Genomic DNA, 25792 nt, shown 5'->3' with positions numbered 1-25792 from the left:
CGAAATCAAGGCGGCGCACTTCTGCGTCGATTTATTTCGAGCATCGAAAGGGAGATGCCCGATGTCCGAGAGCCTTGCCGAACGCCTTGCCGCCCCCGTGCCGCGCTATACGAGCTATCCGTCCGCGCCGCATTTTTCGACGCAGGTCGGGGCCGGTGTCTATGGCGACTGGCTCGGCGCCCTGAAGCCCGGCAGCAGCCTGTCGCTCTATCTCCACATACCCTTCTGCGATCGCCTGTGCTGGTTCTGCGCCTGCCACACCAAGCAGACGCAGCGCTACGACCCTGTTGAGGCCTATCTCGTCGGACTTTTCCGTGAAATCGCGCTTGTGTCAGCGCGCCTTCCCGCCGGCGTGACGGTGACGGAGATTCATCTCGGTGGCGGCTCGCCCACCATGCTGACGCCGGACGACATGCTGGCGCTGAAAGAGAGGCTGGATGAGGCATTCACCCTTGCGCCCGATTGCCGCATCAGCGTGGAGATGGACCCGAACGATCTGGATGCGGCGCGGCACGATGCGCTGGCCGCCATCGGCCTGACGCGCGCCAGCCTCGGCATCCAGGATTTCGATCCCACGGTGCAGGCGGCCATCAACCGTCACCAGACCTTCGAGCAGACCCGCGAGGCGATCGCAGCATCGCGGGCCCGGGGCGTCGGCTCGGTCAATTGCGACGTGCTCTACGGCCTGCCGCACCAGACGCTGGCGTCGCTCCAGCAGACCGTCGAGCACATCGTGTCGCTGCGCCCGGACCGCATTGCGCTCTTTGGCTATGCGCATGTTCCATGGATGAAGAAGCATCAGACCATGATCCCCGATGCCACGCTGCCATCCGTGACGGAGCGTTTCCGGCAGATGCAGCATGCCGCGGCGATGCTGGCCGATGCCGGCTACCAGGCGATCGGCATCGACCACTTCGCCCTGCCGGAGGACAGCCTGGCCGCAGCGCACCGGGAGGGGCGACTGAAACGCAATTTCCAGGGATATACGGATGATGCCGCCGATGCGCTGATCGGGCTTGGTGCTTCCTCCATCGGCCAGTTGCCCCAAGGCTACGTGCAGAACATGCCGGCGACCGGGGAATATCTGCGGCAGGTAGCGGGCGGCGGCCTGCCGGTGGTGCGCGGCTATGCGCTGAGCGCGGACGACCGGATGCGGGCCCATGTCATCGAGCGACTGATGTGCGATTTTTCCGTCGATCTCGCCGACCTTGCGACGCGCTTTGCGGCCGGCGAGGCCATGGCGGACGAGATGCGCCGATCGGCGGCGGCGGACGGTGACCGGCTTTCGGTGGTCGATGGCGACAGCTTCCGGCTGACGGCTGCGGGCCAGCCTTTCGCACGCACCGTTGCGGCGCGTTTCGACGCCTATCTTTCCAATGGCAAGGGGCGGCATTCGATTGCGGTCTAACGCGGAGGTCCCTCAAAACTTTCGCGGGGGCCATTGGCTTTTGGCCGGCATTTACCTATAGCTTCGCCAAATTCCAGAACCGAAGAGGTATCCCACCGTGACTGCAACGTTCGACAAGGTCGCCGACATCATCGCCGAGACGAGCGAAATCGACCGCGAGACCATCACGCCTGAAAGCCACACGATCGACGACCTCGGTATCGACAGCCTGGATTTCCTCGATATCGTCTTTGCGATCGACAAGGAATTCGGCATCAAGATTCCGCTCGAGCAGTGGACGCAGGAAGTCAACGAGGGCAAGGTCTCGACCGAGGAATATTTCGTCCTCAAGAACCTCTGTGCCAAGATCGACGAGCTTCGCGCCGCCAAGGCCTGATCCGCGTCGACGCCTTGCGCAACCGACCTCCGATGCCGCCGTCGCGCCGTGCAGCGCTTGACAGGCGGCATCGGCGTTTTTACTTCACGCGCAGTCAACCCGGCAGTTCATGGCGTGCGCCCTGCGGCCGCCGCTTTCCGTAACGCCCTATCTCAAGCAGGTCCGGACGCGATGCTTCTCGAATATTTCCAGATGATCGATCGCGTCGAGAGCATCGATCTTGACGCCGGCCGGCTCGTGGCGCGCTCCGTCGTGCCGGAGGCGAGCCCTGTGTTCGAAGGGCATTTTCCCGGCTATCCGCTGGTGCCGGGCGTGCTTCTCATCGAAACGATGGCGCAGGCTTCCGGCTTCCTGGTGCTGGCCAAGACCGGCTTTGCGGCGATGCCCTTCCTGATGTCGGTCGACACCGCAAAAATGCGCAGTTTCGTCGAGCCGAACGCGGTGCTCGATATCGAGGCCTTTCTGGAGCATGACGGCTCCGGCTACGCCGTGACGAAGGCGAAGATCACGTCCGACGGCAAGAAGGTGTGCGACGCGCAGCTGAAACTGAAGACCGTTCCCTTTTCGCAATTGCCAATCGGCGATGTCGTGAAGCGCCGGGCCGACGAGGTCGGCCTGAGCGCCGCGATCGCCGCCAACGGCCAGCCGGAGACCTGACCCATGAGCGCAGCCAATGACGTCGTCATCACCGGTGTCGGGATCGTGACCTCGCTCGGCGTCGGGGCCGAGGCGCATGCGGCGCTGCTTTCCGCCGGCACGGCGCCGGCCGTGCGCATCGAGACCGAGAAATTCGCGCCCTATCCGGTCCATCCGCTGCCGGAGATCGACTGGTCGCAGCAGATCCCCAAGAAGGGTGATCAGCGGCAGATGGAAAACTGGCAGCGCCTTGGCGTCTTCTCCGCCGGTCTTGCGCTGCAGGATGCCGGTCTGAAGGAGGATCTGGCGGCCTGCGGCAGCATGGACATGATCGTGGCGGCCGGCGGCGGCGAGCGCGACATCGCGGTCGATTCCCTCATCGTGGACGAGGCGCTGAAGCGCAATGACCGCGAACAACTGCTCAACGAGAAGCTGACCACGGAGCTTCGCCCGACGCTCTTCCTTGCGCAGCTTTCCAACCTTCTGGCCGGCAACATTTCCATCGTTCACAAGGTCACGGGGTCGTCCCGCACCTTCATGGGCGAAGAGGCGGCCGGCATTTCCGCGATCGAGACCGCCTTCGCGCGGATCAAGGCGGGCCAGTCGACGCATACGCTGGTGGGCGGCGCCTTTTCGGCCGAGCGCCTCGACATGATCCTTCTGGTGGAAGCCATTCAGGGCCATGCGCTGGGCAACTGGGCGCCGATCTGGTCGCGCAGCCGTGACGACAATGGCGGCGGCATGATTCTGGGGTCCGTCGGCGCCTTCTTGGTGCTGGAATCGCGTGCCCATGCGCAAGCGCGCGGTGCGCGCATCCATGCGACGATCGACGCCGTTGGCGGCGATCGCGGCAGCCGGGATGAGGGGCGTTTCGAGGCGCGGCTGGCATGCCTGACAGAGCCGGCCGGAACGCTGGCGGACGAGGCGAGCATCGTCTTCAGCGGCACGAGCGGGTTTCCCGAGCTTGCGTCCCGCGAGCACGATTTTCTGCGCACGCGCTTTCCGGGCCTGCCCGTGCGGGCCTATGGCGGGCTTGTTGGCCATGGTCTCGAAGCGCATTTTCCGCTCGGCCTTGCGCTGGCCGCGCTCTGCCTTTCCAACGGCACGCCTGCACCCGCCTTCGACCCCTCGGAGAAGGCTGCGTCCGGCCGCCTTCAGACGGCGGTGGTCACCACGGTCGGCCATGCCCGCGGCGAGGGTGTCGCCGTCCTTTCCGCACCTCAACGGGGATAAGTCGCGATGAGCACGAAGTTTACCGATCATCTCGGGCGCCCGATCGTCGCCGTGACCGGCATGGGCGTCATCACCTCGCTGGGGCAGGGGCTTGTCGATAACTGGGCCGCGCTGACCGGAGGCGTCTCCGGCATCCACAAGATCACCCGCTTCCCGACGGAGGGGCTCTCCACCCGCATCTGCGGCACGGTGGATTTCATCGACCTGCCGGCTGAAAACGCTGTCGAGCGTTCCTATGCCATGGCGCGGGAAACGACGATCGAGGCGCTGGCGCAGGCGGGTCTCTCCGGCGATTTCGGTGGCCCGCTCTTTCTCGCGGCGCCGCCGATCGAACCGGAATGGAATGCGCGCTTTGCGCTTGCCGACCGCGCCAAGCCGTCCGAGCGGCCGGGCGACGCCTATAACCGCTTCCTCGCCGCGCTTCGCGAGCGGCCCGATCCGGTCTTCCACGAGGCCGTCTTGTTCGGCGCAATCTCCGAGCGCCTCGCCGACCGGTTCGGCACGCGCGGCCTGCCGGTGACGCTCTCGACCGCCTGCGCTTCGGGTGCCACCGCCATCCAGCTCGGCGTCGAGGCGATCCGTCAGGGTCGCACGACGCGTGCGCTGACGGTGGCGACGGATGGCTCAGTGAGCGCGGAGGCGCTGATCCGCTTTTCGCTGCTCTCGGCGCTTTCGACCCAGAACGACCCGCCGGAAAAGGCTTCCAAGCCCTTCACCAAGGATCGCGACGGCTTCGTCATCGCGGAAGGGGCGGCGACGCTGGTGCTCGAATCGCTGGAATCGGCGCTGGCCCGTGGTGCGACGGTGCTCGGCATCATGAAGGGTTGCGGCGAGAAGGCCGACAGCTTCCACCGCACGCGCTCTTCGCCGGACGGTGGCCCCGCAATCGCGACGATCCGCGCAGCGCTCGAAGATGCCGGGATCGACGAGACCGCCATCGGCTACATCAATGCCCATGGCACCTCGACGCCGGAAAACGACAAGATGGAATATGGCGCCATGCTCTCGGTCTTCGGAGAGCGGCTGAAGGCCATTCCCGTCTCCTCCAACAAGTCGATGATCGGCCACACGCTGACGGCGGCCGGCGCGGTGGAGGCCGTCTTCTCGCTGCAGACCATGCTGACCGGCACGCTGCCGCCGACCATCAACTACACCAATCCGGACCCCGCCATCGAGCTCGACGTCGTGCCGAATGTGAAGCGCGAGGCCAGCGTTTCGGCCGTGCTTTCCAACTCGTTCGGCTTCGGCGGCCAGAATGCCAGCCTCGTCATGATGCGCGAGCCGGCCTGAGATCGCCAGCCTGACGCGGGACGACTGAAACAAGGACAAGACCATGCGCGCATTGCAGCTCATCGACGACCGCAAGCTTGAGATCACCGACCTGCCGGAGCCCGAAGCTCCCGGTCCGGGCGAGGTGACGCTACGGGTCAAGGCGGTGGCGCTCAACCATATCGACGTGTGGGGCTGGCGCGGCATGGCGTTCGCCAAGAGGAAAATGCCGCTGGTCATCGGTGCGGAGGCCTCCGGCGTCGTTGACCAGATCGGTCCTGGCGTTTCCAATGTGCTTCCGGGGCAACTCGTCTCGATCTACGGCGCGCGGACCTGCGGCCTTTGCCGTCCCTGCCGCGAGGGGCGCGACAATCTGTGCGAACATGTCGGCGGCGTGCATGGCTTCCACCTCGACGGCTTCGCGCAGGAGAAAGTCAACCTGCCGGCCCGCCTGCTGGTTCCGGCGCCGCCCGGCGTCGATGCCGTTGCCGCCGCCGTCGCACCGGTGACCTTCGGCACCGTCGAGCACATGCTGTTCGACAATGCCAAGCTCGAGCCCGGCGAGACGATCCTCGTGCATGCCGGCGGCTCCGGCATCGGCACGGCGGCGATCCAGCTTGCCAAGAAGATCGGCTGCACCGTGATCACCACCGTCGGCTCGGACGACAAGATCGAGAAGGCCAAGGCGCTCGGCGCCGATCACGTCATCAACTACCGCACCGACCGCTTCGAGGGCGTGGTGCGCAAGCTGACCAAGAAGAAGGGCGTCGACGTCGTCTTCGAACATGTCGGCAAGGATACCTGGGCGGGCTCCATGCTGGTGCTGAAGCGCGGCGGACGTCTGGTCACCTGCGGGTCGACCTCGGGTGTCTCGACGGACATGAACCTGATGATGCTGTTCCAGCAGCAACTGAAGCTCCTGGGGTCCTTCGGCTGCCGCATGGAGAACATGGCCAACGCCATGCAGAAGATGGCGCGTGGGCTGGTTCACCCCGTCATCGACACCGAAGTCACCTTTGCCGATATCGACAAGGCGCTGGAGCGCATGGAAGGGCGGCAGGTGTTCGGCAAGATCGTGCTGAGGCTCGACTGACGCCGATGAAGATGCTGATCACACGCATGGTGCTGGCGGTGGAGAACTTCCGCCAGTGGTTCAACGCCCAGGTGGCGTTCCTGCCGCTTGCCGTGATGAAGCTCTTTCCGGCCGATCCGGCCATCCGCTTTGCCGATCGCTTCGCGCGCTGGATCGGGCCGAAGCTCAGGAAGCGTCATCACCTGACGCTGACCAACCTGCGCAACGCCTATCCGGAAAAATCCGAGGCCGAGCGTGAGGCGATCGCGCTGGAGAGCTGGGGAAATATCGGCCGCATGGCGGCCGAATATGTGTTCCTCGATACGCTGTTCGATTTCGATCCCGAGCAGACGGCGCCGGGGCGGATCGAAGTCTCCGGCATCGAGAGCTTCCTCGATCTGCGCGACAATCCACGCCCTTTCATCGTGTTCACTGCGCATTCGGGCAACTTCGAGTTGCTCCCCGTGGCGGGTTCGGCCTTCGGCCTGGATGTGACGGTGCTGTTTCGTCCACCGAACAATCCCTACATCGCCAAGAAGATCTTCGACTTCCGCAAGAAGAGGATGGGCCGCCTGGTGCCCTCCCATGCCGGTTCGTCCTTCACGCTTGCCCGTCAGCTGGAGCGGGGCGGGGGCGTCGGCGTTCTCGTCGATCAGAAGTTCCACAAGGGCGTCAAGACCACCTTCTTCGGCCGCGATGTACAGACCAATCCGCTGCTGGCCAAGCTGGTGCGGCAGTTCAACTGCGATGTGTTTCCGGCCCGCTGCATCCGCCTGCCGGACAATCGCTACCGGTTGGAGCTCGAGCCGGCCATCGCCATTCCCCGCAAGGCCGATGGCAGCGTGGACGTGAATGCAACGGCGCAGGTTCTCAACGACAAGGTCGAAAGCTGGGTGCGGGAATATCCCGGCCAATGGCTGTGGTACCATGACCGCTGGAACATCAAGCGCTCGCTGTGATCAGGCTGCCAGCGATGGTTGGTCATCGGACTGCCTGAATTTGGGCATTTATTTTTCGTCGCGGGGCAGGTATCGTTACCACAGATGGCCTTGTTTCGATTATAGATTGTAGACTGATTCGCAGGCAGACGGGTCGGCTGTCTTTTTGTGTGGGGCGACAGCGCCGACCGGCTTTTCGTGCATGGAGGGGATGCTTGAGGGACCTTGTTGATCGCTTCTGGTTGAAGCACGCGCAGTTGCAGCAGGCTGTCGAGTCCTCCAACGATGCTTTGGTCGATAGTCTCGATCGCGAACTGGACGACCTCATCAAGGCCATTCACGAGATCGAGGCCGATGGTTTCGAAGATGCGCGGCTGCAATTCGAATTCTTCACGTCGCTGATGAAGGCCGAGGCGCAGGATTTCGCCTGCGTGACGCGCAACAGCGAGCTGCTCTCGCAACTTGCCCAGCGCTATTTCGACACCGACATGGCGGCGAAGGAGCGATACGGTATTCGCTTGCCCGAGACACTTCGGCCGAACCCATTATCGCAGGAAACCTATCTCAACGAGGCCATTCTCGATGCGATGCCCGACCGGATCGCCGTGGTGACGACCGATTACCGGTATCTTTATTCCAATCCGGCCAACGCGGCCTATCTCGATCAGCGGCCCATGGACCTCATCGGCCGGCATATCGTGGAATTCATCGGCATCCAGCGGTTCGAACAGCGGGTCAAGGCAAAGCTCGATGCCTGCTTTGCCGGCGAGGTGGTCGAATACAGTTTCACCAAGACACAGGATGGCCGCACCATCGTCGTGCGATGCCGCATGACGCCCTGCTATTCCGGTGCGGGCAAGCTGATCGGCGCGATTCTCATTCTCCAGGAAACGGCCGACCGCCGGCGCTCGATCGCAGCCTGACGTGCATCCATTCTGTCCGAACGGATGGGCCTGTCACGGGTTCATCTGTGCCGAGCCGTTGACGGCGCCGATCAGGTGTTCGCGCTCGAAGGCGATGTGGCGGCGTACCGTCGTGAAAAAACCCCGCAGCATGTAGCCGATCGTTTCGGGATGAACGCGCGGATCGGCGGCGGCGAGCCTGTGCAGGGCATCGGAGAGCTCATCGGCAAAGCCTTCGTCCTCGCAGTGTTCGAACTGCAGGCGCCGCAGGGTGCTTTCCAGATGCGGGACATCCGGAAAGTGAGAGGCGATGGCCGGGAATATCGTTGTTTCCTCAAAACGATGCGCCGCACGCACGACCTGCGCGATCGCCTTTGCCGCATAAAGACAGCGTTGCCGATTGACGTCGGAGGGCAGGCTGTCGGCGATCGCTTCCAGTTGATCGCAAACGGCCAGCTTTTCGCGATGGATATCGTCGAGCTGTTTCAGGCTTTCCGTGAGCGAGAGAGCCGGCGGCCCGCCGATGGCGGCTGGTGCATGGGGCGTTCCTGCGGGTGCGTTGAAGCTTGCCACGGCGTGTCCTCCGCTTTTGGTGTCGGCACTCCTGCCGCCGGCCTGGCCGGGTGAGTCAAAGATCAGAGGTTCACTCTCCTCTCATATGCCCGGCGAAGCCTTGATCTGAATCAAGGTTGCTTTTCCCCCGATCTGACAAGTCTCAGGCAGCCGAACGGGACTCGCCGCATCAAGCGGCAGCCCGGGGCAATCCGCAAAATCAGTTGGGGGACCCAACGATGAAATACAGTACCGAAACCGCCGTCGTGGGCATTGGGGCGTTCTTGGCATTGCTGGGCGCCGGCTTTGCCCAGGATGCGCTTTTCCAGGCCCATATGTGGGTTCTCTTCTTCACGCTCCTCGTCGCGACGGTGATCCTGCTGCGCCGGGTGAGTTTCGTGCCGGCCTCCGCTTCCCACGGGGCCGGCGCCGACCGTCGCACCGAATATTTCGACACGGTCGTCAAATACGGCGTCATTGCCACCACCTTCTGGGGCGTCGTGGGGTTCCTGGTCGGCGTCGTCGTGGCGCTGCAGCTTGCCTATCCGGACCTCAACATCGAGCCGTTCTTCAACTTCGGCCGCATGCGTCCGCTCCACACCTCGGCGGTCATCTTCGCGTTTGGTGGCAACGCCTTGATCGCGACCTCTTTCTACGTCGTGCAGCGCACCTCCCGCGCTCGCCTGTTCGGCGGCGACACGCTCGGCTGGTTCGTGTTCTGGGGCTATCAGCTTTTCATCGTCATGGCCGCCACCGGCTATCTGCTCGGCATCACGCAGGGGCGCGAATATGCCGAGCCGGAATGGTATGTGGACCTGTGGCTGACGGTCGTCTGGGTCGCCTATCTGCTGGCGTTCCTCGGCACGATCATCCTGCGCAAGGAGCCGCATATCTATGTGGCGAACTGGTTCTACCTCGCCTTTATCGTGACGATCGCCATGCTGCACATCGTCAACAATCTGGCGATGCCGGTCTCCTTCCTCGGCGTGAAGAGCTACTCGGTCTTCTCGGGCGTGCAGGACGCGTTGACGCAGTGGTGGTACGGCCACAATGCGGTGGGCTTCTTCCTGACCGCCGGCTTCCTCGGCATGATGTATTACTTCATTCCCAAGCAGGCCAACCGCCCGGTCTATTCCTACCGGCTGTCGATCATCCACTTCTGGGCGCTGATCTTCATGTATATCTGGGCCGGCCCGCACCACCTGCACTATACGGCGCTGCCGGACTGGGCGCAGACGCTCGGCATGGTATTCTCGATCATGCTGTGGATGCCCTCCTGGGGCGGCATGATCAACGGCCTGATGACGCTCTCGGGCGCTTGGGACAAGATCCGCACCGACCCGATCATCCGCATGATGGTCATGGCCGTCGCCTTCTACGGCATGTCGACCTTCGAAGGGCCGATGATGTCGATCAAGGCGGTCAACTCGCTCAGCCACTATACGGACTGGACGATCGGCCATGTGCATTCGGGTGCGCTCGGCTGGGTCGGCATGATCACCTTCGGCGCGGTCTACTATCTCACGCCGAAACTGTGGAACCGCAACCGCCTCTACAGCCTGCGTCTCGTCAACTGGCACTTCTGGCTCGCCACGCTCGGCATCGTCGTCTACGCCGCCGTCATGTGGGTCGCCGGTATCCAGCAGGGCCTGATGTGGCGCGAATACGACGATCAGGGCTTCCTGGTCTACTCCTTCGCAGAATCGGTGGCAGCGCTGCATCCCTACTACGTGCTGCGTGCTGTCGGCGGCGCCATGTATCTCGCCGGCGGGCTGATCATGGCCTGGAACATCCTGATGACCATCCTCGGCCACGAACGGCAGGAAGCCCCCATTCCGGGCGCCCAGCCGGTTCTCCAGCCGGCAGAATAGGAGGGCATGACCCATGTCCATTCTCGACAAACACGCCATCCTGGAGCGCAATGCGACGCTCCTCCTGGTCGGCTCGCTGCTGGTCGTCTCCATCGGCGGCATCGTAGAGATCGCCCCGCTCTTCTACCTCGAGAACACGATCGAGAAGGTGGAAGGCATGCGTCCCTACACGCCGCTGGAACTGGAAGGCCGCAACATCTACATCCGGGAAGGCTGCTACGTCTGTCACAGCCAGATGATCCGGCCCTTCCGTGACGAGGTGGAGCGCTACGGTCATTACAGCCTTGCCGCCGAGTCCATGTACGACCACCCCTTCCAGTGGGGCTCGAAGCGCACGGGGCCGGATCTGGCCCGTGTCGGCGGGCGCTATTCGGACGAGTGGCACGTGCAGCACCTGACGGAGCCGCGCTCCGTCGTGCCGGAATCGATCATGCCAAGCTACAGCTTCCTGGCGACGACCGATCTCAAGGTCGAAAACCTCGCCGCGAACCTCAAGGCGAACGCGACCGTCGGCGTGCCTTATGACCAGGCGATGGTCGACAATGCCGAGGCCGATCTCAAGGCACAGGTCGATCCCAATGCGGACACGACCGGCCTCGAATCCCGCTATCCTAAGGTGAAGATCGCCGACTTCGACGGCGATCCGAAGCGCCTGACCGAGATGGATGCGCTGGTCGCCTATCTCCAGATGCTCGGCACGCTGGTCGACTTCTCCACCTACGATCCCGCGACCGGATACCGGTAAGGAGCGCGCCCGATGGAAACCTACACTGCAATGCGGCACTTCGCCGATAGCTGGGGCCTGCTCGCCATGACGCTGTTCTTTGCCGGCGTGGTCCTCTTCACCCTGCGTCCCGGCGGCGGAAAGCAAGCCGCCGACGCCGCCGAAATCCCTCTGAAGGAGGATTGATCATGGCCGAGAAACACGTGGATGAACTCAGTGGCGTCGAGACCACCGGCCATGAGTGGGACGGCATTCGCGAACTGAACAACCCGATGCCACGCTGGTGGGTGTGGACCTTCTACCTCACCATCATCTGGGCGATCGGCTATGCGATCGCCTATCCCTCGATCCCGCTGCTGACGGAATCGACCAAGGGGCTGCTCGGTTATTCGAGCCGTGCCGAGGTGGCGAGTGAAATGGCCGATGCGAAGGCGGCGCAGGCCGGTCTCCTTGACCGGATCGCCGCGTCGTCGGTCGACCAGATCATCGCCGATCCCGAACTGAGCACGTTTGCGATCGCCGCCGGCGCCTCGGCCTTCAAGGTCAACTGTGCCCAGTGCCATGGCACGGGTGCGGCCGGCGGGCCGGGCTATCCGAACCTCAATGATGACGATTGGCTCTGGGGCGGTTCGGCCGATCAGATCTACACGACCCTCGTGCACGGCATCCGCGACACGCAGGATCCCGATACCCGCGTCTCGGAAATGCCCTCCTTCATCGATATGCTGACACCCGAGCAGATGAAGCAGACGGCGGCCTACGTGATGAGCCTGTCGGAAACGCCGTCGGATGCGGCGCTTGTCGAACCCGGCAAACAGCTCTTTGCCGAGAACTGCGCGGCCTGCCATGGCGAGGACGCCAAGGGCAACCGGGATCTCGGTGCGCCGAACCTCAGCGATGCCATCTGGCTGAAGGGCAAGGGCGAGGCCGCGATCATCGCGCAGATGCGTGCGCCCAAGCACGGTATGATGCCGGCCTGGCAGGCCCGCCTCGGCGATACGACCGTCAAGCAACTTGCCGTCTTCGTGCATTCGCTGGGCGGCGGCGAATAGTCGACGTAACGGGGGAGCGGCGAGGCCACGCGGGGAAACCTGCGTGGCCTCTTTGCATGTTTGCGGTCAGACGTTTTCTGTCCAGACGGCGAGCTCGTAGCCATCGGGATCGGTGAAGTGGAAGCGACGCCCGCCCGGAAAGGCGAAGATCGGCACGCTCACCGTGCCGCCGGCAGAGCGGACCCGCGCCTCGGCCGCTTCGAGGTCGTCGGTATAGAGGATCACCAGCGGTCCACCCGTCGCCTTGACCGGTGCCGTCGTGGTGAAGCCGCCGGCAAGCCGCCCGTCGCGGAATTCGCAATAGGCCGGGCCGTAATCGACGAAGCTCCAGCCGAAAACGGCACCGTAGAAGGCTTTGGCGCGGGCGATATCGGCCACGTTGAACTCGACATAATCAATACGGTTGTCGCGTGAGGACGAGGTGGTCTGTGCGTTGGACATCGGGCTCTCCGCGTGCATGATCTTGTTTTGTTCTCATCTCTATCACGGCGCAGAGAGCGCCACAATGCCGCAGCTTGACTTAAGTCAAGGTGTCGTCGGTGGGCGCATGGGAGAAGGCAGTCATCACGAGGACATGCCCGATGAATCTCTACACCGCTCCCGATCTCGAACCCGCCGATGTCGAGCGCCACGATGCGCAGCCGGTCAATTCGGCCAAGGTGCGCAAGCCGCTCTACGAGAAGCGCAAGAAGATCTTCCCCAAGCGCGCCAATGGCCGCTTCCGGCAGTTCAAGTGGCTGGTGATGCTGATCACGCTCGGCATCTACTATCTGACGCCCTGGATTCGCTGGGACCGGGGACCGCACGCGCCGGATCAGGCGGTGCTGATCGATCTTGCGGGCCGCCGCTTCTATTTCTTCTTCATCGAAATCTGGCCGCAGGAGTTCTTCTTCGTCGCCGGCCTGCTGGTGATGGCTGGTTTCGGTCTCTTTCTCGTGACCTCGGCGGTCGGGCGCGCCTGGTGCGGCTATACCTGTCCGCAGACCGTGTGGGTCGATCTCTTCCTTGTCGTCGAGCGCTTCATCGAGGGCGATCGCAATGCCCGCATCAAGCTGGATGCCGCGCCATGGAGCTTCGACAAGCTCTGGAAGCGGGTCAGCAAGCACGCGGTCTGGCTCTTCATCGGCATCGCCACGGGCGGCGCCTGGATCTTCTATTTCGCGGATGCACCGACGCTGCTCGTAAATGTCCTGACGGGCAATGCGGCGCCGGTCGCCTACATCACCATCGCCATCCTGACGGCGACCACCTACGTGTTCGGCGGGCTGATGCGCGAGCAGGTGTGCACCTACATGTGCCCGTGGCCGCGCATCCAGGCCGCGATGCTGGACGAAAACTCGCTGACGGTTACCTATAACGACTGGCGGGGCGAGCCGCGCACCAAGCATGCAAAGAAGGCGGTTGCGGCCGGTGCCGCTGTCGGTGACTGCGTGGATTGCAATGCCTGCGTGGTCGTCTGTCCCATGGGCATCGACATCCGCGACGGACAGCAACTGGAATGCATTACCTGCGCGCTGTGCATCGATGCCTGCGACGGTGTGATGGACAAGCTCGGCCGGGAGCGCGGTCTGATCTCCTACGCCACCCTCAGCGACTACGAGGCAAACATGGCGCTGGCGCAGGACGGCGCCGGCGTCATCGACCCCAAGCGGGTTCGCGACGAGAACGGCAGGTTCACCGAGAAGCTGCGCCACTTCAACTGGCATGTCATCTTCCGGCCCCGCACGCTTCTTTACATGGGTGTCTGGGCCCTGGTCGGCATCGGCCTCATCGTGGCGCTTCTGTCGCGCGACCGGCTGGACCTCAACGTGCTGCATGATCGCAATCCGCAATTCGTGCTGGAATCCGACGGTTCCGTTCGCAACGGCTATGTCGTCAAGCTGCTCAACATGATCCCCGAGGAACGCGTCATCACGCTGTCGATGGAAGGACTGCCGGGCGGGACGATGCGCATCGCCGGACAGGCGCCGGGCGATGGGCGCAGTTTCGCGGTGCCCGTCACGCCGGACAAGGTGACGACGCTGAAGGTCTTCGTAACGCTCGGCAAGGACAGGCTCGCCGAGGCGGCCGAAGGCTTCCGCTTCCTTGCCGAGGACACGGCCAGCCACGAACGGGATGTCTACAACGCGCACTTCAACGCGCCGGGAGAGTAAAAATGGCAAGAAGCATGATGGAACCGCGCGAGAAGGTTTTCACGGGCTGGCATATGCTGGCGATCATGATCGCCTTCTTCGGTGTCGTCATTTCGGTCAACATCCTCATGGCCTGGTATGCGACCTCCACCTGGAGCGGGCTGGTGGTCCAGAATTCCTACGTGGCGAGCCAGGAGTTCAACGAAAAGGCTGCCGAGGCGCGTGCGCTGACGGGAAGCGGCATTCGCACGACAGTGACGGCCGACGGCCAGTCCGTGCGCTATCGGCTGCTGGCCGCGGACGGGACGCCACTGGCCGGCGTGACGCGCGTGCATGTCGACTTGCGCCGCCCCGTCGAAAGCCACGAGGATCTGTCCTTCGACCTGACGCCGCGCGGCGATGGCCTTTATACCGCGACGCTCGCGATCAAGTCCGGACAGTGGATCGCCGACATCGACACGACCGGCGTGGACGAAACGGGCACGACCCGCCGCCTCTACCGCGAGGCGGTGCGGCTGATCGTGACGGGAGCCCAGCCATGAGTTGTTGCGCGCCCGGAACAGAGGCGGCGATCGAGTTGGCCGGTGGCCCCGGCGATCTGCCGCCATCGGAGGAGTTGATGCTGGCCAGCCGGTCGCTCGGCGACGGCTGCCGCCAGATCGATTTGAGCGTACCGGGTGTCCATTGCGGCGCCTGCATCACGACGCTCGAAGGCGCGCTTGCCGGACAGCCGGATATCGTGCGGGCCCGCGTCAATCTTTCCACCCGCCGGCTCAGCATCGTCTTCCGGGAGGCGGGTGAGGGCGGGCCGGTTGACCCGCGCGCCATGCTCGCCCCGCTCTCCGGCACTGGCTATGCCATCCACCTCTTCACGCCGGGCGAAGAGGAGGTGGACCTCGAGTTGCAGGGGCTGATCCGTGCGGTCGCCGTGTCCGGCTTTGCTGCCGCCAATATCATGCTGCTGTCGGTCTCCGTCTGGTCGGGCGCCGATCACGCCACGCGCGATCTCTTCCACTGGATCTCGGCGATGATCGCGGCGCCGGCGCTGGTCTATGCCGGCCGCTTCTTCTATCTCTCGGCGTGGAACGCGCTCAAGCACGGCCGCACCAACATGGACGTGCCGATCGCGCTTGCCGTGACGCTGTCCTACGGCATGTCTGTCTACGAGACGATCCATCACGGGGCGCATGCCTGGTTCGATGCCTCCGTCACGTTGCTGTTTTTCCTGCTCATCGGCCGCACGCTCGACCATCTCATGCGCGGCCGGGCGCGCTCCGCGATCAGCGGTCTTGCCCGGCTGATGCCACGCGGCGCCATGGTGGAACTCCATGATGGACAGCGCGAGTATCGGCCGACGGGCGATCTGAAGCCCGGTGACCGCATCCTCATCGCGGCCGGCGAGCGTATTCCCGTGGATGGCGTGGTGGAAACCGGCTCGAGCGATCTCGATTGCTCGCTGGTCAACGGCGAAAGCGCGCCGCTGGCCGTTGCGGCCGGTACGGCCGTCCAGGGTGGCACGCTCAATCTCACGGGTGCCTTGACCATCACCGCGATGGCGTCGGCGCGCGAATCCTTCCTGGCCGATGTGATCGCGCTGATGGAGGCGGCCGAGGGCGGGCGGGCCCGCTATCGGCGCATTGCCGACCGCGCGGCTCGCTATTATTCGCCGGCCGTGCACCTGCTGGCGCTTCTCTCCTTCATCGGCTGGATGCTGGTGGAGGGGGACATTCAGCACGCCATGCTGATCGCGGTTTCCGTGCTGATCATCACCTGCCCCTGCGCGCTCGGTCTGGCCGTGCCCGTCGTGCAGGTGGTGGCGGCTGGTCGGCTCTTCGAAGGCGGCGTCATGGTCAAGGACGGCTCGGCGATGGAGCGTCTTGCCGAAATCGACACGGTCCTCTTCGACAAGACGGGCACGCTGACAATCGGCAAGCCGAGACTGGTGAATGGCGGCGATGTTTCGCCGGATCTCCTGTCCCGGGCGGCCAGCCTTGCGGCAGGCTCGCGCCATCCGCTGTCGATCGCGCTGCATGCGGCGGCTGGTCATCCCGCCGGTTACAGCGGGACCTTGAGGGAAATTCCCGGCGGGGGCATGGAGGCGGCCATCGGGTCCGATCTCTGGCGGCTCGGCAGCCGCGCCTTTGCTGGCGGCGCCGGTGGCGTGGACGATCGTCCGGGCGGGCAGGCCTTTTCGGAGGTCGTCCTGTCGCGCAACGGGACGATCGAGGCGATCTTCCTGTTCGAGGACCAGTTGCGTCCCGGTGCCGCCAAAACCGTGGAGGCGCTGTCGGCCGAGGGCTTTGATCTCGCGATCGTTTCCGGTGACCGCGCGCCCGTCGTCGAGGGCCTGGCGCAGCGGCTCGGCATTGCCCGCTGGTTTGCGGGGCTGAGCCCGCGTGGCAAGACAGAAACCATCGAAGATGCGCGCGGGCACGGCCACCGCGTGCTGATGGTGGGCGATGGCATCAACGATGCGCCGGCGCTGAGGGCCGCGCATGTCTCCATGGCCCCGGCCACTGCCGCGGATGTCGGACGACAGGCCGCCGATTTCGTCTTCATGCACGCAGATCTCGGCGCTGTTTCCCATGCGATCGCGGTCTCGCGCCGGGCCGGGCGGCTGATCCGGCAGAACTTCGCGCTGGCCATCGGCTACAATGTGATTGCGGTCCCGGTCGCCATCCTCGGCCACGCAACGCCGCTGGTGGCGGCGGTGGCCATGTCCACCTCCTCGATCGTCGTGATCGTCAATGCGCTGCGCCTCAAGGGGCTTGGCCGCCGACGCGTGAAGGGGCAAGAGGCGGGCGCCCAGCAGGGCTTCGCCGTCGGGCGGGAGAGGGCGGCATGAACACGTTGGTCTACCTCATCCCTATCGCCCTTTTCCTTGGTGGTCTCGGTCTCTTTGCCTTCCTCTGGTCGCTGAAAAGCGGCCAGTACGACGATCTCGAAGGGGCCGGCTGGCGTGTTCTCGACGATCAGGACGACCGGCCGAAGCCCTGATTTTCGGACCAGATGACCTTGCCGCTAATCGATTCAAATGCCACATAGGGCACGACAAAAGTCGAATGGAGGCATTGACGTGGCACAGGCGGAAATCGGGCTTATCGGACTTGGCGTGATGGGTGCAAACCTTGCGCTCAACATTGCCGAGAAGGGCAACAAGATCGCCGTATTCAACCGGACGGTGGAGCGCACCCGTGAATTCCTCGAAGAGGCCGGCGATCTTCGTGGCCAATTGATCGGCTGTGAAACGATCGAAGAGTTCGTGGCGGCCATCCGTCCGCCGCGTCCGATCATCATCATGATCAAGGCGGGCGAACCGGTCGATCAGCAGATGGCGCTTCTCAAGCCGCATCTGTCTGCGGGCGACATCATGATCGATGCCGGCAATGCCAATTTCCGCGACACGATGCGCCGCTTCGAGGCGCTGAAGGATACCGGCCTGACCTTCATCGGCATGGGCGTTTCCGGTGGGGAAGAGGGCGCCCGGCACGGCCCCTCCATCATGGTCGGCGGCACGGAGGAGTCCTGGAAGCGCGTCGAGCCGGTTCTGACCTCGATCGCCGCCAAGTATGACAACGACCCGTGCGTTGCCTGGCTCGGCGAGAATGGCGCCGGCCACTTCGTCAAGACCATCCACAACGGCATCGAATATGCCGACATGCAGATGATCGCTGAAATCTACGGCATCCTGCGGGACGGACTGAAGATGAGCGCCGACGAAATCGGCGAGGTCTTCGGCACCTGGAACAAGGGGCGTCTGGAGTCCTACCTGATCGAGATCACTGAGAAGGTGCTGCATGTCGCCGATCCGATCAGCGGCAAGCCGATCGTTGACATGATCCTCGACAAGGCCGGCCAGAAGGGCACTGGCAAGTGGTCCGCCATCGAAGCCCAGAACATGGGTGTGCCGGCAACCGGCATCGAGGCGGCCGTGGCGGCACGTTCCATCTCGTCGATGAAGGACGAGCGTGAGGCGGCCGAGAGGGCGCTGGGCTTGCCGGATGTCGCCCCGCTCACCGTCGCCGATCGTGCCGCTTTCATCCGGGACCTCGAAGGCGCATTGCTCGCCGGGAAGATCGGCGCCTATGCGCAGGGCTTTGCCGTGATGGCGACGGCCTCGAAGGAGTTCGGCTGGGATCTCCCGATGCCGACGATTGCGCGCATCTGGCGAGCCGGCTGCATCATCCGGTCGCAGTTCCTCGACGAGATCACCTCGGCCTTCACCAAGGCGCCCGATGTTGCGAACCTCATCGTCACGCCGGCCTTTGCCGATCTCGTGAAGGAAACCGATGGCGCGTTGCGGCGGGTCGTTTCGGCGGCTGCCTTGGCGGGCCTTCCGGTTCCCGCGCTGGCCTCGGCGCTCGGCTATTTCGACAGCTATCGTCGGGGTCGCGGTACGGCAAATATCATCCAGGCGCAGCGCGACTTCTTCGGCGCCCATGGTTTCGACCGTGTCGATGGTGCCGACAGCCACCATGGCCCCTGGGGCAGCGGTCTGGGCGGCTGAGACCAAGCCCATCGCCGTTCACTTCAGAAGGGTCGCCGTTCGGCGGCCCTTTCTGGTTCAGAAGCTGCTGAGGGACGTCAGCGTTTCCGGGCTTTCGCCGTCGATGCGGGCGAGGACGGCGCGGGCAAGCTCGCGCCCGGCGAGGCGGAAATCCTCCCGGATCGTGATGAGTTCAGGCCTCAGCCAGAGCAGCACGTCGTTGGGCGTCTTCGTGACGATGTCGACATCCGCGCCAAGCCTGCGGCCCGCAAGGTCGAGCCCGGCCACCAGCGCGGTGGTGCTGGAGGACGCGGAGGAGACGATGCCATCGGGTGCGTCGGCGCGCGCGAAGAGGGTCTGGCAGGCATCGCGGATCGTCAGCAGGCAATCATCCGACGTCAGGGCCCCGAGAGAGCATTCCTTCAGGCCGAACGCCAGGAGCCCCGCCTCGAAACCGGACCGCAGATGCGCGTGGTAGGTCAAGTCCGGAGGGGGCGGAACGAGCGCGATGCGCCGTCGGCCGCGTTCGGCGAGGCGGCGCACGGCCTCGAAGGCGAAGGCTTCATTGTCGAAATCGTGGAAGGGGTGGACCGAATCGAGGGTCGTGCGGCCGTGGGTGGCAAAGGGAAGGCCATGTTCGAGAAGCAGGCGCACCCGTGCATCTCCCGGCTGGGTGCGCGAGAGGATAATGCCGTCGGCAGCGCCGGTTTCCAGCACGTAGCGGACGGGGGCGAGCGGATCGTCGGTCTTCTTGTAGGGCAAGACCAGCAACTGATAGGGCGTGCCGGCCAGAACCTCCGAAATGCCCATGACGACCGGGCTCGTCACGCCCATGACCTCCTCTTCAAGCGACATGATGAGGCTGATGACGTAGGTCTTGCCGGTGCGCAGGCGCAGGCCCGCCCGATCGGGCTGGTAGCCGAGTTCGCGCGCGACGTCGCGCACACGCGCCTTGGTGTCCGCACCAATGTCCGGCGCGTCTTTCAGGGCACGCGACACGGTTGTGATGCCGAGACCGGTGATCTCCGCGATCGACTTCAGCGTCGGCCGCATACGGATTGCCGCGGCAATCCCATCCTTCCTGGTCTCGTGATGACTGTTCAAGCCGCCTCTCGCCGAACGCTTCCCCGCCGATGACCTTATAGCAAAGCGATGGCTCCCGCATTAGACGAAAGTTGGAATTTTCGTCATCCGGCACATGCTGGACTTGTGCCGATCCCTATGCAAGGCTCATCACGGGTTGGCGTTTGCGTCCGTGTTTTTCCGACCGGAAACCGGGCGCGTGGAGGCGTCGATCCGGCCTTTCCCGGTGGGGGAGAGGCTCTGGCGGATCAAGGGAGGAAACATGGATCGCCGTCTATTCATCAAGCGTGCCAGCCTCGGGGGACTGGGGGCTGCGGCCGCTTCGACGCTGGCTGCGCCGGCACTGGCCCAGAGCACCCCGAAGGTGAACTGGCGCCTGACCTCGTCGTTCCCCAAATCGCTCGATACGATCTACGGCGGTGCCGAGGTCATTTCGAAATACGTCTCCGAAGCCACGGACGGCAATTTCCAGATCCAGGTCTTCGCGGCCGGTGAAATCGTTCCGGGCCTTCAGGCGGCGGACGCTGCTGCCGCGGGCACCGTGGAAGCCTGCCACACCGTGTCCTACTACTACTGGGGCAAGGATCCCGTCTGGGCGCTCGGCGCGGCCGTGCCCTTTGCGCTGAACGCGCGCGGCCACAATGCCTGGCAGTACCATGGCGGCGGCATCGAGATGTTCAACGAGTTTCTGGCCACCCAGGGCCTCGTCGGCTTCCCGGGCGGCAATACGGGCGTGCAGATGGGCGGCTGGTTCCGCAAGGAAATCAAGACCGTTGCCGACATGCAGGGCCTGAAGATGCGCATCGGCGGCTTCGCCGGCAAGGTCGTCGAAAAGCTCGGCGTCGTGCCGCAGCAGATCGCCGGCGGCGACATCTACCCCTCGCTCGAAAAGGGCACGATCGATGCTGCGGAGTGGGTCGGTCCCTACGACGACGAGAAGCTCGGCTTCTACAAGGTCGCGCCCTACTACTACTATCCCGGCTGGTGGGAAGGTGGTCCGACCGTGCACGCCATGTTCAACAAGGCGGCCTATGACGGTCTTCCGAAGGCGTACCAGTCGCTGCTGCGCACCGCCTGCCAGGCAGCTGACGCCAACATGCTGCAGAAGTATGACTGGCTGAACCCGCCGGCCATCAAGCGTCTGGTCGCAGCCGGCGCCAAGCTCAGCCCCTTCTCGCCGGAAATCCTGTCGGCCTGCTTCGATGCGGCCAACCAGGTCTATGCCGACATGGAAGCCACGAACCCGACCTTCAAGAAGATCTGGGAGTCGATCAAGGCCTTCCGCGGCGAGTATTACCTCAATGCGCAGATCGCCGAATACAACTACGACACGTTCATGATGATCCAGCAGCGCGGCGGCAAGCTGTAATCTGGTATCCATCATCGGTATCGCGAAACCCGGCGTCGGAAACGGCGCCGGGTTTTTCATTGTCCGGTCCTGGGTGTGCGGGCTCCGGAGAGCCCGGATGCCTTCACCATAAACGACAGCCGCCCCGGGTGGATCGGGGCGGCTGCTTTTTTGTGCGTCGATATGCCTTGGTCGTCAGTTGAAGGCAGGCGGTGCCGAGAGGTCCGTGGCCGGTTTCTGCTGCGGCTCGCCTGATGCGGGATCCGTGCCGGCCGGCGGGGTGCCGCCAAGGCCGCCGGGCAGGCCGTTCAGCCCACCGGGCAGACCGAGACCACCGCCATTGTCGGTGCCGAGGCCCGGCAGGCCGCCACTGGTGCCGAAGCCGGGAACCTCGATCTTGATCGTGTTGGGATCCACCACCGCGCCCGTTCCCTTGTAGTGCATCACCATCTGCGGGAACATGATCGTCAGCGCCACCATGATGATCTGGATGCCGACGAAGGGCACCGCGCCCCAGTAGATCTGGCCGGTTGTGACCGGCTCCATCCGCTTGCCCGTCACCTTGTCGAGATAGGGCACCTTGGCGGCCACCGAGCGCAGGTAGAAGAGCGCGAAGCCGAAGGGCGGATGCATGAAGCTGGTCTGCATGTTGATGCCGAGCAGCACGCCGAACCAGATCAGGTCGATGCCGAGCTTGTCGGCGGCCGGCGCGAGCAGCGGCACGATGATGAAGGCGAGCTCGAAGAAATCCAGGAAGAAGGCCAAGAAGAAGACGAGCAGGTTGACGGCGATCAGGAAGCCGGTTTCGCCGCCGGGCAGGGAGACCAGGAGGTGCTCGACCCAGAGGTGACCGTTGACGCCATAGAAGGTGAGCGAGAAGACGCGGGCACCGATCAGGATGAACAGCACGAAGGCCGACAGGCGCGTCGTTGCCGTCAGTGCCTGGGAAATGACATCCAGGGACAGGCGACGCTTGGCCGCTGCCATGACGAGCGCGCCAACGGCACCCATGGCGCCGCCTTCGGTCGGCGTGGCGATGCCGAGAAAGATGGTGCCGAGCACGAGGAAGATCAGTGCGAGCGGCGGGATCAGCACGATGATCACCTGCTGGGCAAGGCGCGACATCATGTTGATGTTGAGCATCTTGTCGAGCACGGTGACGACGTAGATGAAGGCGACGCCGACCGTGGCGCCGAGAATGTCGGCATTGGCGCCATGCGTCGGGTAGAGATAGACGTGGGCGCCATAGGCGAAGACGGCGGCGACGACGAGGGCGACTGCCAGCGAGGTGACGCCGGAGCCGAGCGTTCGTGCTTCGAGCGGCAGCGCCGGCATGGAGTCCCGCTTCAGGAAGGACATGAGCAGGATATAGCCCATGTAAAGGCCTGTCAGCACCATGCCGGGGATGAGGGCGCCGGCATACATGTCGCCGACGGAACGGCCGAGCTGGTCGGCGAGAACGATGAGGACGAGCGAGGGCGGGATGATCTGCGCCAGCGTGCCGGAGGCCGCGATGACGCCCGAAGCAACCCGGCGATCATAGCCATAGCGCAGCATGATCGGCAGCGAGATGAGGCCCATGGCGATGACCGAAGCGGCCACGACGCCGGTCGTTGCGGCCAGAAGCGCGCCGACGAAGATCACGGCATAGGCAAGGCCGCCGCGGATGGGTCCGAAGAGCTGGCCGATCGTATCGAGCAGGTCTTCGGCCATGCCGGATTTTTCCAGCACGATCCCCATGAAGGTAAAGAAGGGAATGGCGAGCAATGTGTCGTTCGACATCACCCCCCAGAGCCGTTCCGGCATGGCGTTCAGCAGTGGCCATGAGAGGTTGATGCTGTCGGAGAAGGGCGCCAGCTCGACGCCGATGATGAAGAAGAGCAGGCCGTTCGCCGCAAGCGCGAAGGCGACCGGATATCCCAGAAGCAGGAACACGATCAGCGACACGAACATGATCGGCGCGAGATTTTCAGCAATGAACTCGATCATCAGTGTTTCTCCCCGGCGGGCGTATCCATGTCGAGCGGCGCATGGGTGGGGACGTAGGGCGTGGGATCATCGATGACGCCGCGCATGATGGCGATCTTCTTGATGATTTCCGACACGCCCTGGGCGGCGAGCAGCAAGAAGCCGGCGAGAAGGATGCCGCGTGCGGGCCAGATGATCAGGCCGCCGGCGCTGGAGGAGACCTCCTGCGACGTGTAGGACGCCATCACGTAGGGGACGAGATACCAGATCATCAGGAGCACGAAGGGCATGAGGAAAACGCAGTGGCCGAAAAGATCGATCCAGTGCTGGGTGCGGCGCGAGAACTTGCCGTAGACCACGTCGATGCGGATATGTTCGTTCTGCTGCAGCGTATAGGCTGCCGCCAGCATGAAGGCACCGCCGAAGAGATACCATTGCGCTTCAAGCCAGGCGTTTGACGAGGTGTTGAGCACCTTTCTGACGATGGCATTGCCGGCGCTGACGAGCACTGCGACGAGAATGAGCCAGGCGACCGACTTGCCGATCCACGCCGTGATCGTGTCGATGACCCGGCTCAGGCCGAGTAATGATTGCATAGGAGCCTCCCCATCTGGTCTCTTGGATCTGTTTTGCCAGACACTTTCATGAGTGCTGATTTCAGCCCGGGTTGCAAGCGTTGGCCCGGCTTTTCAAGCGATGAGTGATAGCGTTAGACCAAAGTTGCAGGCTTCGCGCCGTGTCGCTCCAAACGTCTTTTCCAGGGCGGAAAACCGCTGTCTCCACGGGAAACCCGATCCTGTGTCTGGGTCAATGTGGATGTCATGGGCCGAACGCTCCCTTGCGTGGCGGCAGCGCCGGAACGTCAAAGGCCGCGGGCGGGAGCGTCGCTCTGGCGCGATCCGCCATCGTTGTGAAGGCGCGCTCCAGATGGCGGCAGAATCGCTCTGCATCGAAGAGCGGCGCCTGGAATCGGTTGGCCACGATGGTGTGCTTGTAACGCTGAAGGGTGGGTGCATCGCCAGTAAGCGCAACGGCGCGCGCGACGAAGGCGTCGCGATCCGGCAGGACGAGCTCCGGCAGGCCAATGGCGCCAAGCAGGCTCTCGGTCACGCGCGAGGCGAAATTCGTCCCCTTCAAGGTGATGACCGGCAGTCCAGCCCAGAGCTTGTCGGAAGTGGTCGTATGGCCGTTATAGGGGAAGGTGTCGAGGCCGAGATCGGCGGCCTGCAGGCGGGCGATGTGGCTGGAATAGTCGAGCGTCGGCGCGAAGACGATCCGGGAGGACTGCACGCCGCGGGCCTGCAGCGCACCCGCAAAATTGCTGCGGGCCAGCGCGCCGTCGATCATCACCCAGAGCACCGCGCGCGGGGCGCGCCGCAGGATGTGTGCCCAGATATCGAGGGTCTGCAGCGAGATCTTCCGCTGTGCGTTGAAGGCCGCGAAGACGAAGCGATCCTCCGGCAGGCCGAGTTCGGCGCGGCTTGCCGCCTCCGGCAGGGCGCGGTGGCGGGGATCGTTGGGCTGGTAGGTTTCCGGCAGGCGGCAGACGTGTTCATGGTAATGCGCCGCCGATCCGTCTGGCAGGACAATCGGATCGGCGATGACATAGTCGAGATCGACACCGACCGTGCTGCCGGGAAAGCCGAGCCAGGCGACCTGCACCGGCGCCGCGCCGCTATTGAGGATGCCGCAGCGGGCGCCGGCCGTCCGTCCCTTGAGGTCGACGAGGATATCGATCCGGTCCTTGCGGATCGTGGCCGCGGCGTCAGTATCATCGAGATGGCCGATCGGGACGATCCGGCCCCAGCGGGCGCGGCGCCCCGTGTCGCGGCCGATGAGGCCATCGGGCGTGTAGCAGTAGAGCGTCACCTCGAAGCGCTCGGGATCATGTGCTTCCAGCACGGCCTGGAAAAGGCGCATCGTGGCGTGCTGGTCGCAGATGTCGCTGGAGAGGTAGCCGATCCGCAGGCGCTCGCCCCAGTCGTGCCGACTGCTGCGACGTGCGGCGATGTCAGCGGGTGCTGGAAATCGGACGTGCGCGGCGCCATTGCTGGCGAGCCGGTTCACCGCCTCGTCGCCGCACCACAGAAGGTTTGAATAGGCGGTGTCGCCCTCGAATACAGAGGCGTCCTTCTGCTTCAGCGCCGGGGCGAGCTTTGCTTCGATGGCCGCAATCGTCTCATAGTCACAGAAATTGCGGGCGACGGAGAGCAGCTTGAACCGAGCGAAGGGGTCGTCAGGATGGAGCGCCGCGACCTTGCGGAAGACGGAAAGAACCGCGGGATCGCGGTCTTCATCCGCATAGAGCTGGGCGGCGAGCATAATATGGCGCGGATCATCGCTGCCGGCGAGCGGGGTGCGGAAATGGCGGGCGAGGTCGGTTTCGCCGGTGCGTAGCAGCGAGGCGGCGAGATGGGCGGCATTGGCGGCATCGTCGGGCGCACGGTCGAAGAGCTTCATGCCGTAGAGTTGAACGCGTTGATCATCGCCAAAGCCGGCATGCAGCGTCACGGCGCGGTTCAGTGCCTCAATGCTGGGATCGGCGCAATCGGCGGCGCGTGCCGCGCTGTCGGCCGCTTCCTGAAGCAGCCCCAGCTTTTCGAACGTGTCCGCCAGCAGGAGAAGCACTGCCGCATCCTCGCTGCCGTCGAGGAGGTCGCTGAGCACCGTGAGTGCCGCAATGTAATCGCCCGCCGCATAGGCTGATCGTGCTGCTGCCAGTGCCGTCGTCAAACCCGTTTC

24 protein-coding genes are annotated in these 25792 nt (G+C 64.2%); 18 read left to right on the top strand and 6 right to left on the bottom strand.

Annotated features, from left to right (window positions below; genetic code table 11):
• The first annotated feature begins 61 nt into the window (after positions 1-61).
• The 8 genes from hemN to F3H41_RS04685 all read left to right on the top strand — a co-directional run bounded on the left by hemN (position 62) and on the right by F3H41_RS04685 (position 7855).
• Complete coding sequence (gene hemN / locus F3H41_RS04720) at positions 62-1408, top strand: oxygen-independent coproporphyrinogen III oxidase (RefSeq protein WP_149737376.1); 1347 nt, start codon at positions 62-64, stop codon at positions 1406-1408.
• Positions 1409-1505: 97 nt separating this feature from the next.
• A complete protein-coding gene (locus F3H41_RS04715; RefSeq protein ID WP_046797252.1) occupies positions 1506-1784 on the top strand; it encodes an acyl carrier protein in 279 nt (92 codons plus the stop codon).
• 171 nt (positions 1785-1955) lie between these two features.
• The gene (locus tag F3H41_RS04710; protein WP_149737375.1) at positions 1956-2441 is read left to right on the top strand and encodes a 3-hydroxyacyl-ACP dehydratase FabZ family protein; all 486 of its coding nucleotides are present in this window, start codon (positions 1956-1958) and stop codon (positions 2439-2441) included.
• 3 nt (positions 2442-2444) lie between these two features.
• Positions 2445-3653: a beta-ketoacyl-ACP synthase gene (locus tag F3H41_RS04705; RefSeq protein ID WP_149737374.1), complete on the top strand. Its 1209-nt coding sequence runs from the start codon at positions 2445-2447 to the stop codon at positions 3651-3653.
• Between the two features lie 6 nt (positions 3654-3659).
• Positions 3660-4943, top strand: coding sequence for a beta-ketoacyl-ACP synthase (locus F3H41_RS04700; RefSeq protein ID WP_149737373.1), 1284 nt, complete (start codon positions 3660-3662; stop codon positions 4941-4943).
• 43 nt (positions 4944-4986) lie between these two features.
• Positions 4987-6015, top strand: a complete 1029-nt coding sequence (locus F3H41_RS04695) for a zinc-binding dehydrogenase (protein ID WP_149737372.1) — start codon at positions 4987-4989, stop codon at positions 6013-6015.
• A gap of 11 nt (positions 6016-6026) precedes the next feature.
• Positions 6027-6953 carry a lipid A biosynthesis lauroyl acyltransferase gene (locus F3H41_RS04690; RefSeq protein ID WP_188129385.1) on the top strand — a complete coding sequence of 309 codons (927 nt, stop codon included), beginning with the start codon at positions 6027-6029 and terminating at the stop codon, positions 6951-6953.
• 194 nt (positions 6954-7147) lie between these two features.
• A complete protein-coding gene (locus F3H41_RS04685) occupies positions 7148-7855 on the top strand; it encodes a PAS domain-containing protein (RefSeq protein WP_149737370.1) in 708 nt (235 codons plus the stop codon).
• A gap of 33 nt (positions 7856-7888) precedes the next feature.
• On the opposite strand, the gene F3H41_RS04680 is transcribed toward F3H41_RS04685, so the two are convergent.
• Complete coding sequence (locus tag F3H41_RS04680; protein ID WP_188129338.1) at positions 7889-8407, bottom strand: hemerythrin domain-containing protein; 519 nt, start codon at positions 8405-8407, stop codon at positions 7889-7891.
• Between the two features lie 218 nt (positions 8408-8625).
• Here F3H41_RS04680 and ccoN point away from each other — a divergent pair, with 218 nt between their 5' ends.
• From ccoN to ccoP, 4 genes are read left to right on the top strand one after another with little or no spacing between them, the layout of a single operon-like run.
• Positions 8626-10257, top strand: coding sequence for a cytochrome-c oxidase, cbb3-type subunit I (gene ccoN, locus F3H41_RS04675; protein WP_149737368.1), 1632 nt, complete (start codon positions 8626-8628; stop codon positions 10255-10257).
• 13 nt (positions 10258-10270) lie between these two features.
• The gene (gene ccoO / locus F3H41_RS04670) at positions 10271-11002 is read left to right on the top strand and encodes a cytochrome-c oxidase, cbb3-type subunit II (RefSeq protein WP_149737367.1); all 732 of its coding nucleotides are present in this window, start codon (positions 10271-10273) and stop codon (positions 11000-11002) included.
• 12 nt (positions 11003-11014) lie between these two features.
• The gene (locus tag F3H41_RS04665; RefSeq protein ID WP_149737366.1) at positions 11015-11167 is read left to right on the top strand and encodes a cbb3-type cytochrome c oxidase subunit 3; all 153 of its coding nucleotides are present in this window, start codon (positions 11015-11017) and stop codon (positions 11165-11167) included.
• Between the two features lie 2 nt (positions 11168-11169).
• Positions 11170-12033 carry a cytochrome-c oxidase, cbb3-type subunit III gene (ccoP, locus tag F3H41_RS04660; protein ID WP_149737365.1) on the top strand — a complete coding sequence of 288 codons (864 nt, stop codon included), beginning with the start codon at positions 11170-11172 and terminating at the stop codon, positions 12031-12033.
• A gap of 66 nt (positions 12034-12099) precedes the next feature.
• Here ccoP and F3H41_RS04655 read toward each other — a convergent pair whose 3' ends face one another.
• Entirely contained in the window at positions 12100-12474 is a 375-nt protein-coding gene (locus tag F3H41_RS04655; protein ID WP_149737364.1) for a VOC family protein, read from the bottom strand.
• 140 nt (positions 12475-12614) lie between these two features.
• On the opposite strand from F3H41_RS04655, the gene ccoG reads away from it, so the two are divergent.
• From ccoG to gndA, 5 genes are all read left to right on the top strand, one after another.
• On the top strand, positions 12615-14186 hold the full coding sequence (ccoG, locus tag F3H41_RS04650; RefSeq protein ID WP_149737363.1) for a cytochrome c oxidase accessory protein CcoG: 1572 nt from the start codon (positions 12615-12617) through the stop codon (positions 14184-14186).
• Between the two features lie 2 nt (positions 14187-14188).
• Positions 14189-14707, top strand: a complete 519-nt coding sequence (locus F3H41_RS04645; protein WP_149737362.1) for a FixH family protein — start codon at positions 14189-14191, stop codon at positions 14705-14707.
• Positions 14704-17010, top strand: coding sequence for a cation-translocating P-type ATPase (locus tag F3H41_RS04640; protein WP_149737361.1), 2307 nt, complete (start codon positions 14704-14706; stop codon positions 17008-17010). The genes F3H41_RS04645 and F3H41_RS04640 overlap by 4 nt, the downstream gene beginning before the upstream one ends.
• A complete protein-coding gene (ccoS, locus tag F3H41_RS04635) occupies positions 17007-17162 on the top strand; it encodes a cbb3-type cytochrome oxidase assembly protein CcoS (protein ID WP_149737360.1) in 156 nt (51 codons plus the stop codon). The genes F3H41_RS04640 and ccoS overlap by 4 nt, the downstream gene beginning before the upstream one ends.
• Before the next feature lie 79 nt (positions 17163-17241).
• A complete protein-coding gene (gndA, locus tag F3H41_RS04630) occupies positions 17242-18672 on the top strand; it encodes an NADP-dependent phosphogluconate dehydrogenase (RefSeq protein WP_149737359.1) in 1431 nt (476 codons plus the stop codon).
• A gap of 57 nt (positions 18673-18729) precedes the next feature.
• Here the strand turns inward: gndA and F3H41_RS04625 are convergent, their stop codons facing one another.
• Positions 18730-19704, bottom strand: a complete 975-nt coding sequence (locus F3H41_RS04625; RefSeq protein WP_149738218.1) for a LacI family transcriptional regulator — start codon at positions 19702-19704, stop codon at positions 18730-18732.
• A 292-nt stretch (positions 19705-19996) separates the two neighbouring features.
• On the opposite strand from F3H41_RS04625, the gene F3H41_RS04620 reads away from it, so the two are divergent.
• Positions 19997-21103 (top strand): TRAP transporter substrate-binding protein, encoded by a 1107-nt coding sequence (locus tag F3H41_RS04620; protein WP_149737358.1) that lies wholly within the window; start codon positions 19997-19999, stop codon positions 21101-21103.
• 174 nt (positions 21104-21277) lie between these two features.
• Here the strand turns inward: F3H41_RS04620 and F3H41_RS04615 are convergent, their stop codons facing one another.
• The 3 genes from F3H41_RS04615 to F3H41_RS04605 all read right to left on the bottom strand — a co-directional run bounded on the left by F3H41_RS04615 (position 21278) and on the right by F3H41_RS04605 (position 25783).
• Positions 21278-23071: a TRAP transporter large permease subunit gene (locus F3H41_RS04615; protein WP_149737357.1), complete on the bottom strand. Its 1794-nt coding sequence runs from the start codon at positions 23069-23071 to the stop codon at positions 21278-21280.
• Complete coding sequence (locus tag F3H41_RS04610; protein ID WP_149737356.1) at positions 23071-23646, bottom strand: TRAP transporter small permease subunit; 576 nt, start codon at positions 23644-23646, stop codon at positions 23071-23073. The genes F3H41_RS04615 and F3H41_RS04610 overlap by 1 nt, the downstream gene beginning before the upstream one ends.
• Positions 23647-23869: 223 nt before the next feature.
• Entirely contained in the window at positions 23870-25783 is a 1914-nt protein-coding gene (locus F3H41_RS04605; protein ID WP_188129337.1) for a glycosyl transferase, read from the bottom strand.
• Positions 25784-25792 lie beyond the last annotated feature (9 nt).

The sequence above is a fragment of the Rhizobium sp. RU20A genome (assembly GCF_900155885.1).
In the GTDB taxonomy this organism is placed as follows: Bacteria; Pseudomonadota; Alphaproteobacteria; order Rhizobiales; family Rhizobiaceae; genus RU20A.
Note: the sequence above shows the minus strand (reverse complement) of the source record. Positions and strands in the feature narration are given on the sequence as shown.

Coding starts and splice junctions, on each gene's coding strand:
- hemN (WP_149737376.1), top strand. CDS start 62: ATGTCCGAGAGCCTTGCCGAACGCCTTGCCGCCCCCGTGCCGCGCTAT.
- F3H41_RS04710 (WP_149737375.1), top strand. CDS start 1,956: ATGCTTCTCGAATATTTCCAGATGATCGATCGCGTCGAGAGCATCGAT.
- F3H41_RS04705 (WP_149737374.1), top strand. CDS start 2,445: ATGAGCGCAGCCAATGACGTCGTCATCACCGGTGTCGGGATCGTGACC.
- F3H41_RS04700 (WP_149737373.1), top strand. CDS start 3,660: ATGAGCACGAAGTTTACCGATCATCTCGGGCGCCCGATCGTCGCCGTG.
- F3H41_RS04695 (WP_149737372.1), top strand. CDS start 4,987: ATGCGCGCATTGCAGCTCATCGACGACCGCAAGCTTGAGATCACCGAC.
- F3H41_RS04690 (WP_188129385.1), top strand. CDS start 6,027: ATGCTGATCACACGCATGGTGCTGGCGGTGGAGAACTTCCGCCAGTGG.
- ccoN (WP_149737368.1), top strand. CDS start 8,626: ATGAAATACAGTACCGAAACCGCCGTCGTGGGCATTGGGGCGTTCTTG.
- ccoO (WP_149737367.1), top strand. CDS start 10,271: ATGTCCATTCTCGACAAACACGCCATCCTGGAGCGCAATGCGACGCTC.
- F3H41_RS04665 (WP_149737366.1), top strand. CDS start 11,015: ATGGAAACCTACACTGCAATGCGGCACTTCGCCGATAGCTGGGGCCTG.
- ccoP (WP_149737365.1), top strand. CDS start 11,170: ATGGCCGAGAAACACGTGGATGAACTCAGTGGCGTCGAGACCACCGGC.
- F3H41_RS04655 (WP_149737364.1), bottom strand. CDS start 12,474: ATGTCCAACGCACAGACCACCTCGTCCTCACGCGACAACCGTATTGAT.
- ccoG (WP_149737363.1), top strand. CDS start 12,615: ATGAATCTCTACACCGCTCCCGATCTCGAACCCGCCGATGTCGAGCGC.
- F3H41_RS04645 (WP_149737362.1), top strand. CDS start 14,189: ATGGCAAGAAGCATGATGGAACCGCGCGAGAAGGTTTTCACGGGCTGG.
- F3H41_RS04640 (WP_149737361.1), top strand. CDS start 14,704: ATGAGTTGTTGCGCGCCCGGAACAGAGGCGGCGATCGAGTTGGCCGGT.
- ccoS (WP_149737360.1), top strand. CDS start 17,007: ATGAACACGTTGGTCTACCTCATCCCTATCGCCCTTTTCCTTGGTGGT.
- F3H41_RS04625 (WP_149738218.1), bottom strand. CDS start 19,704: ATGCGGCCGACGCTGAAGTCGATCGCGGAGATCACCGGTCTCGGCATC.
- F3H41_RS04620 (WP_149737358.1), top strand. CDS start 19,997: ATGGATCGCCGTCTATTCATCAAGCGTGCCAGCCTCGGGGGACTGGGG.
- F3H41_RS04615 (WP_149737357.1), bottom strand. CDS start 23,071: ATGATCGAGTTCATTGCTGAAAATCTCGCGCCGATCATGTTCGTGTCG.
- F3H41_RS04610 (WP_149737356.1), bottom strand. CDS start 23,646: ATGCAATCATTACTCGGCCTGAGCCGGGTCATCGACACGATCACGGCG.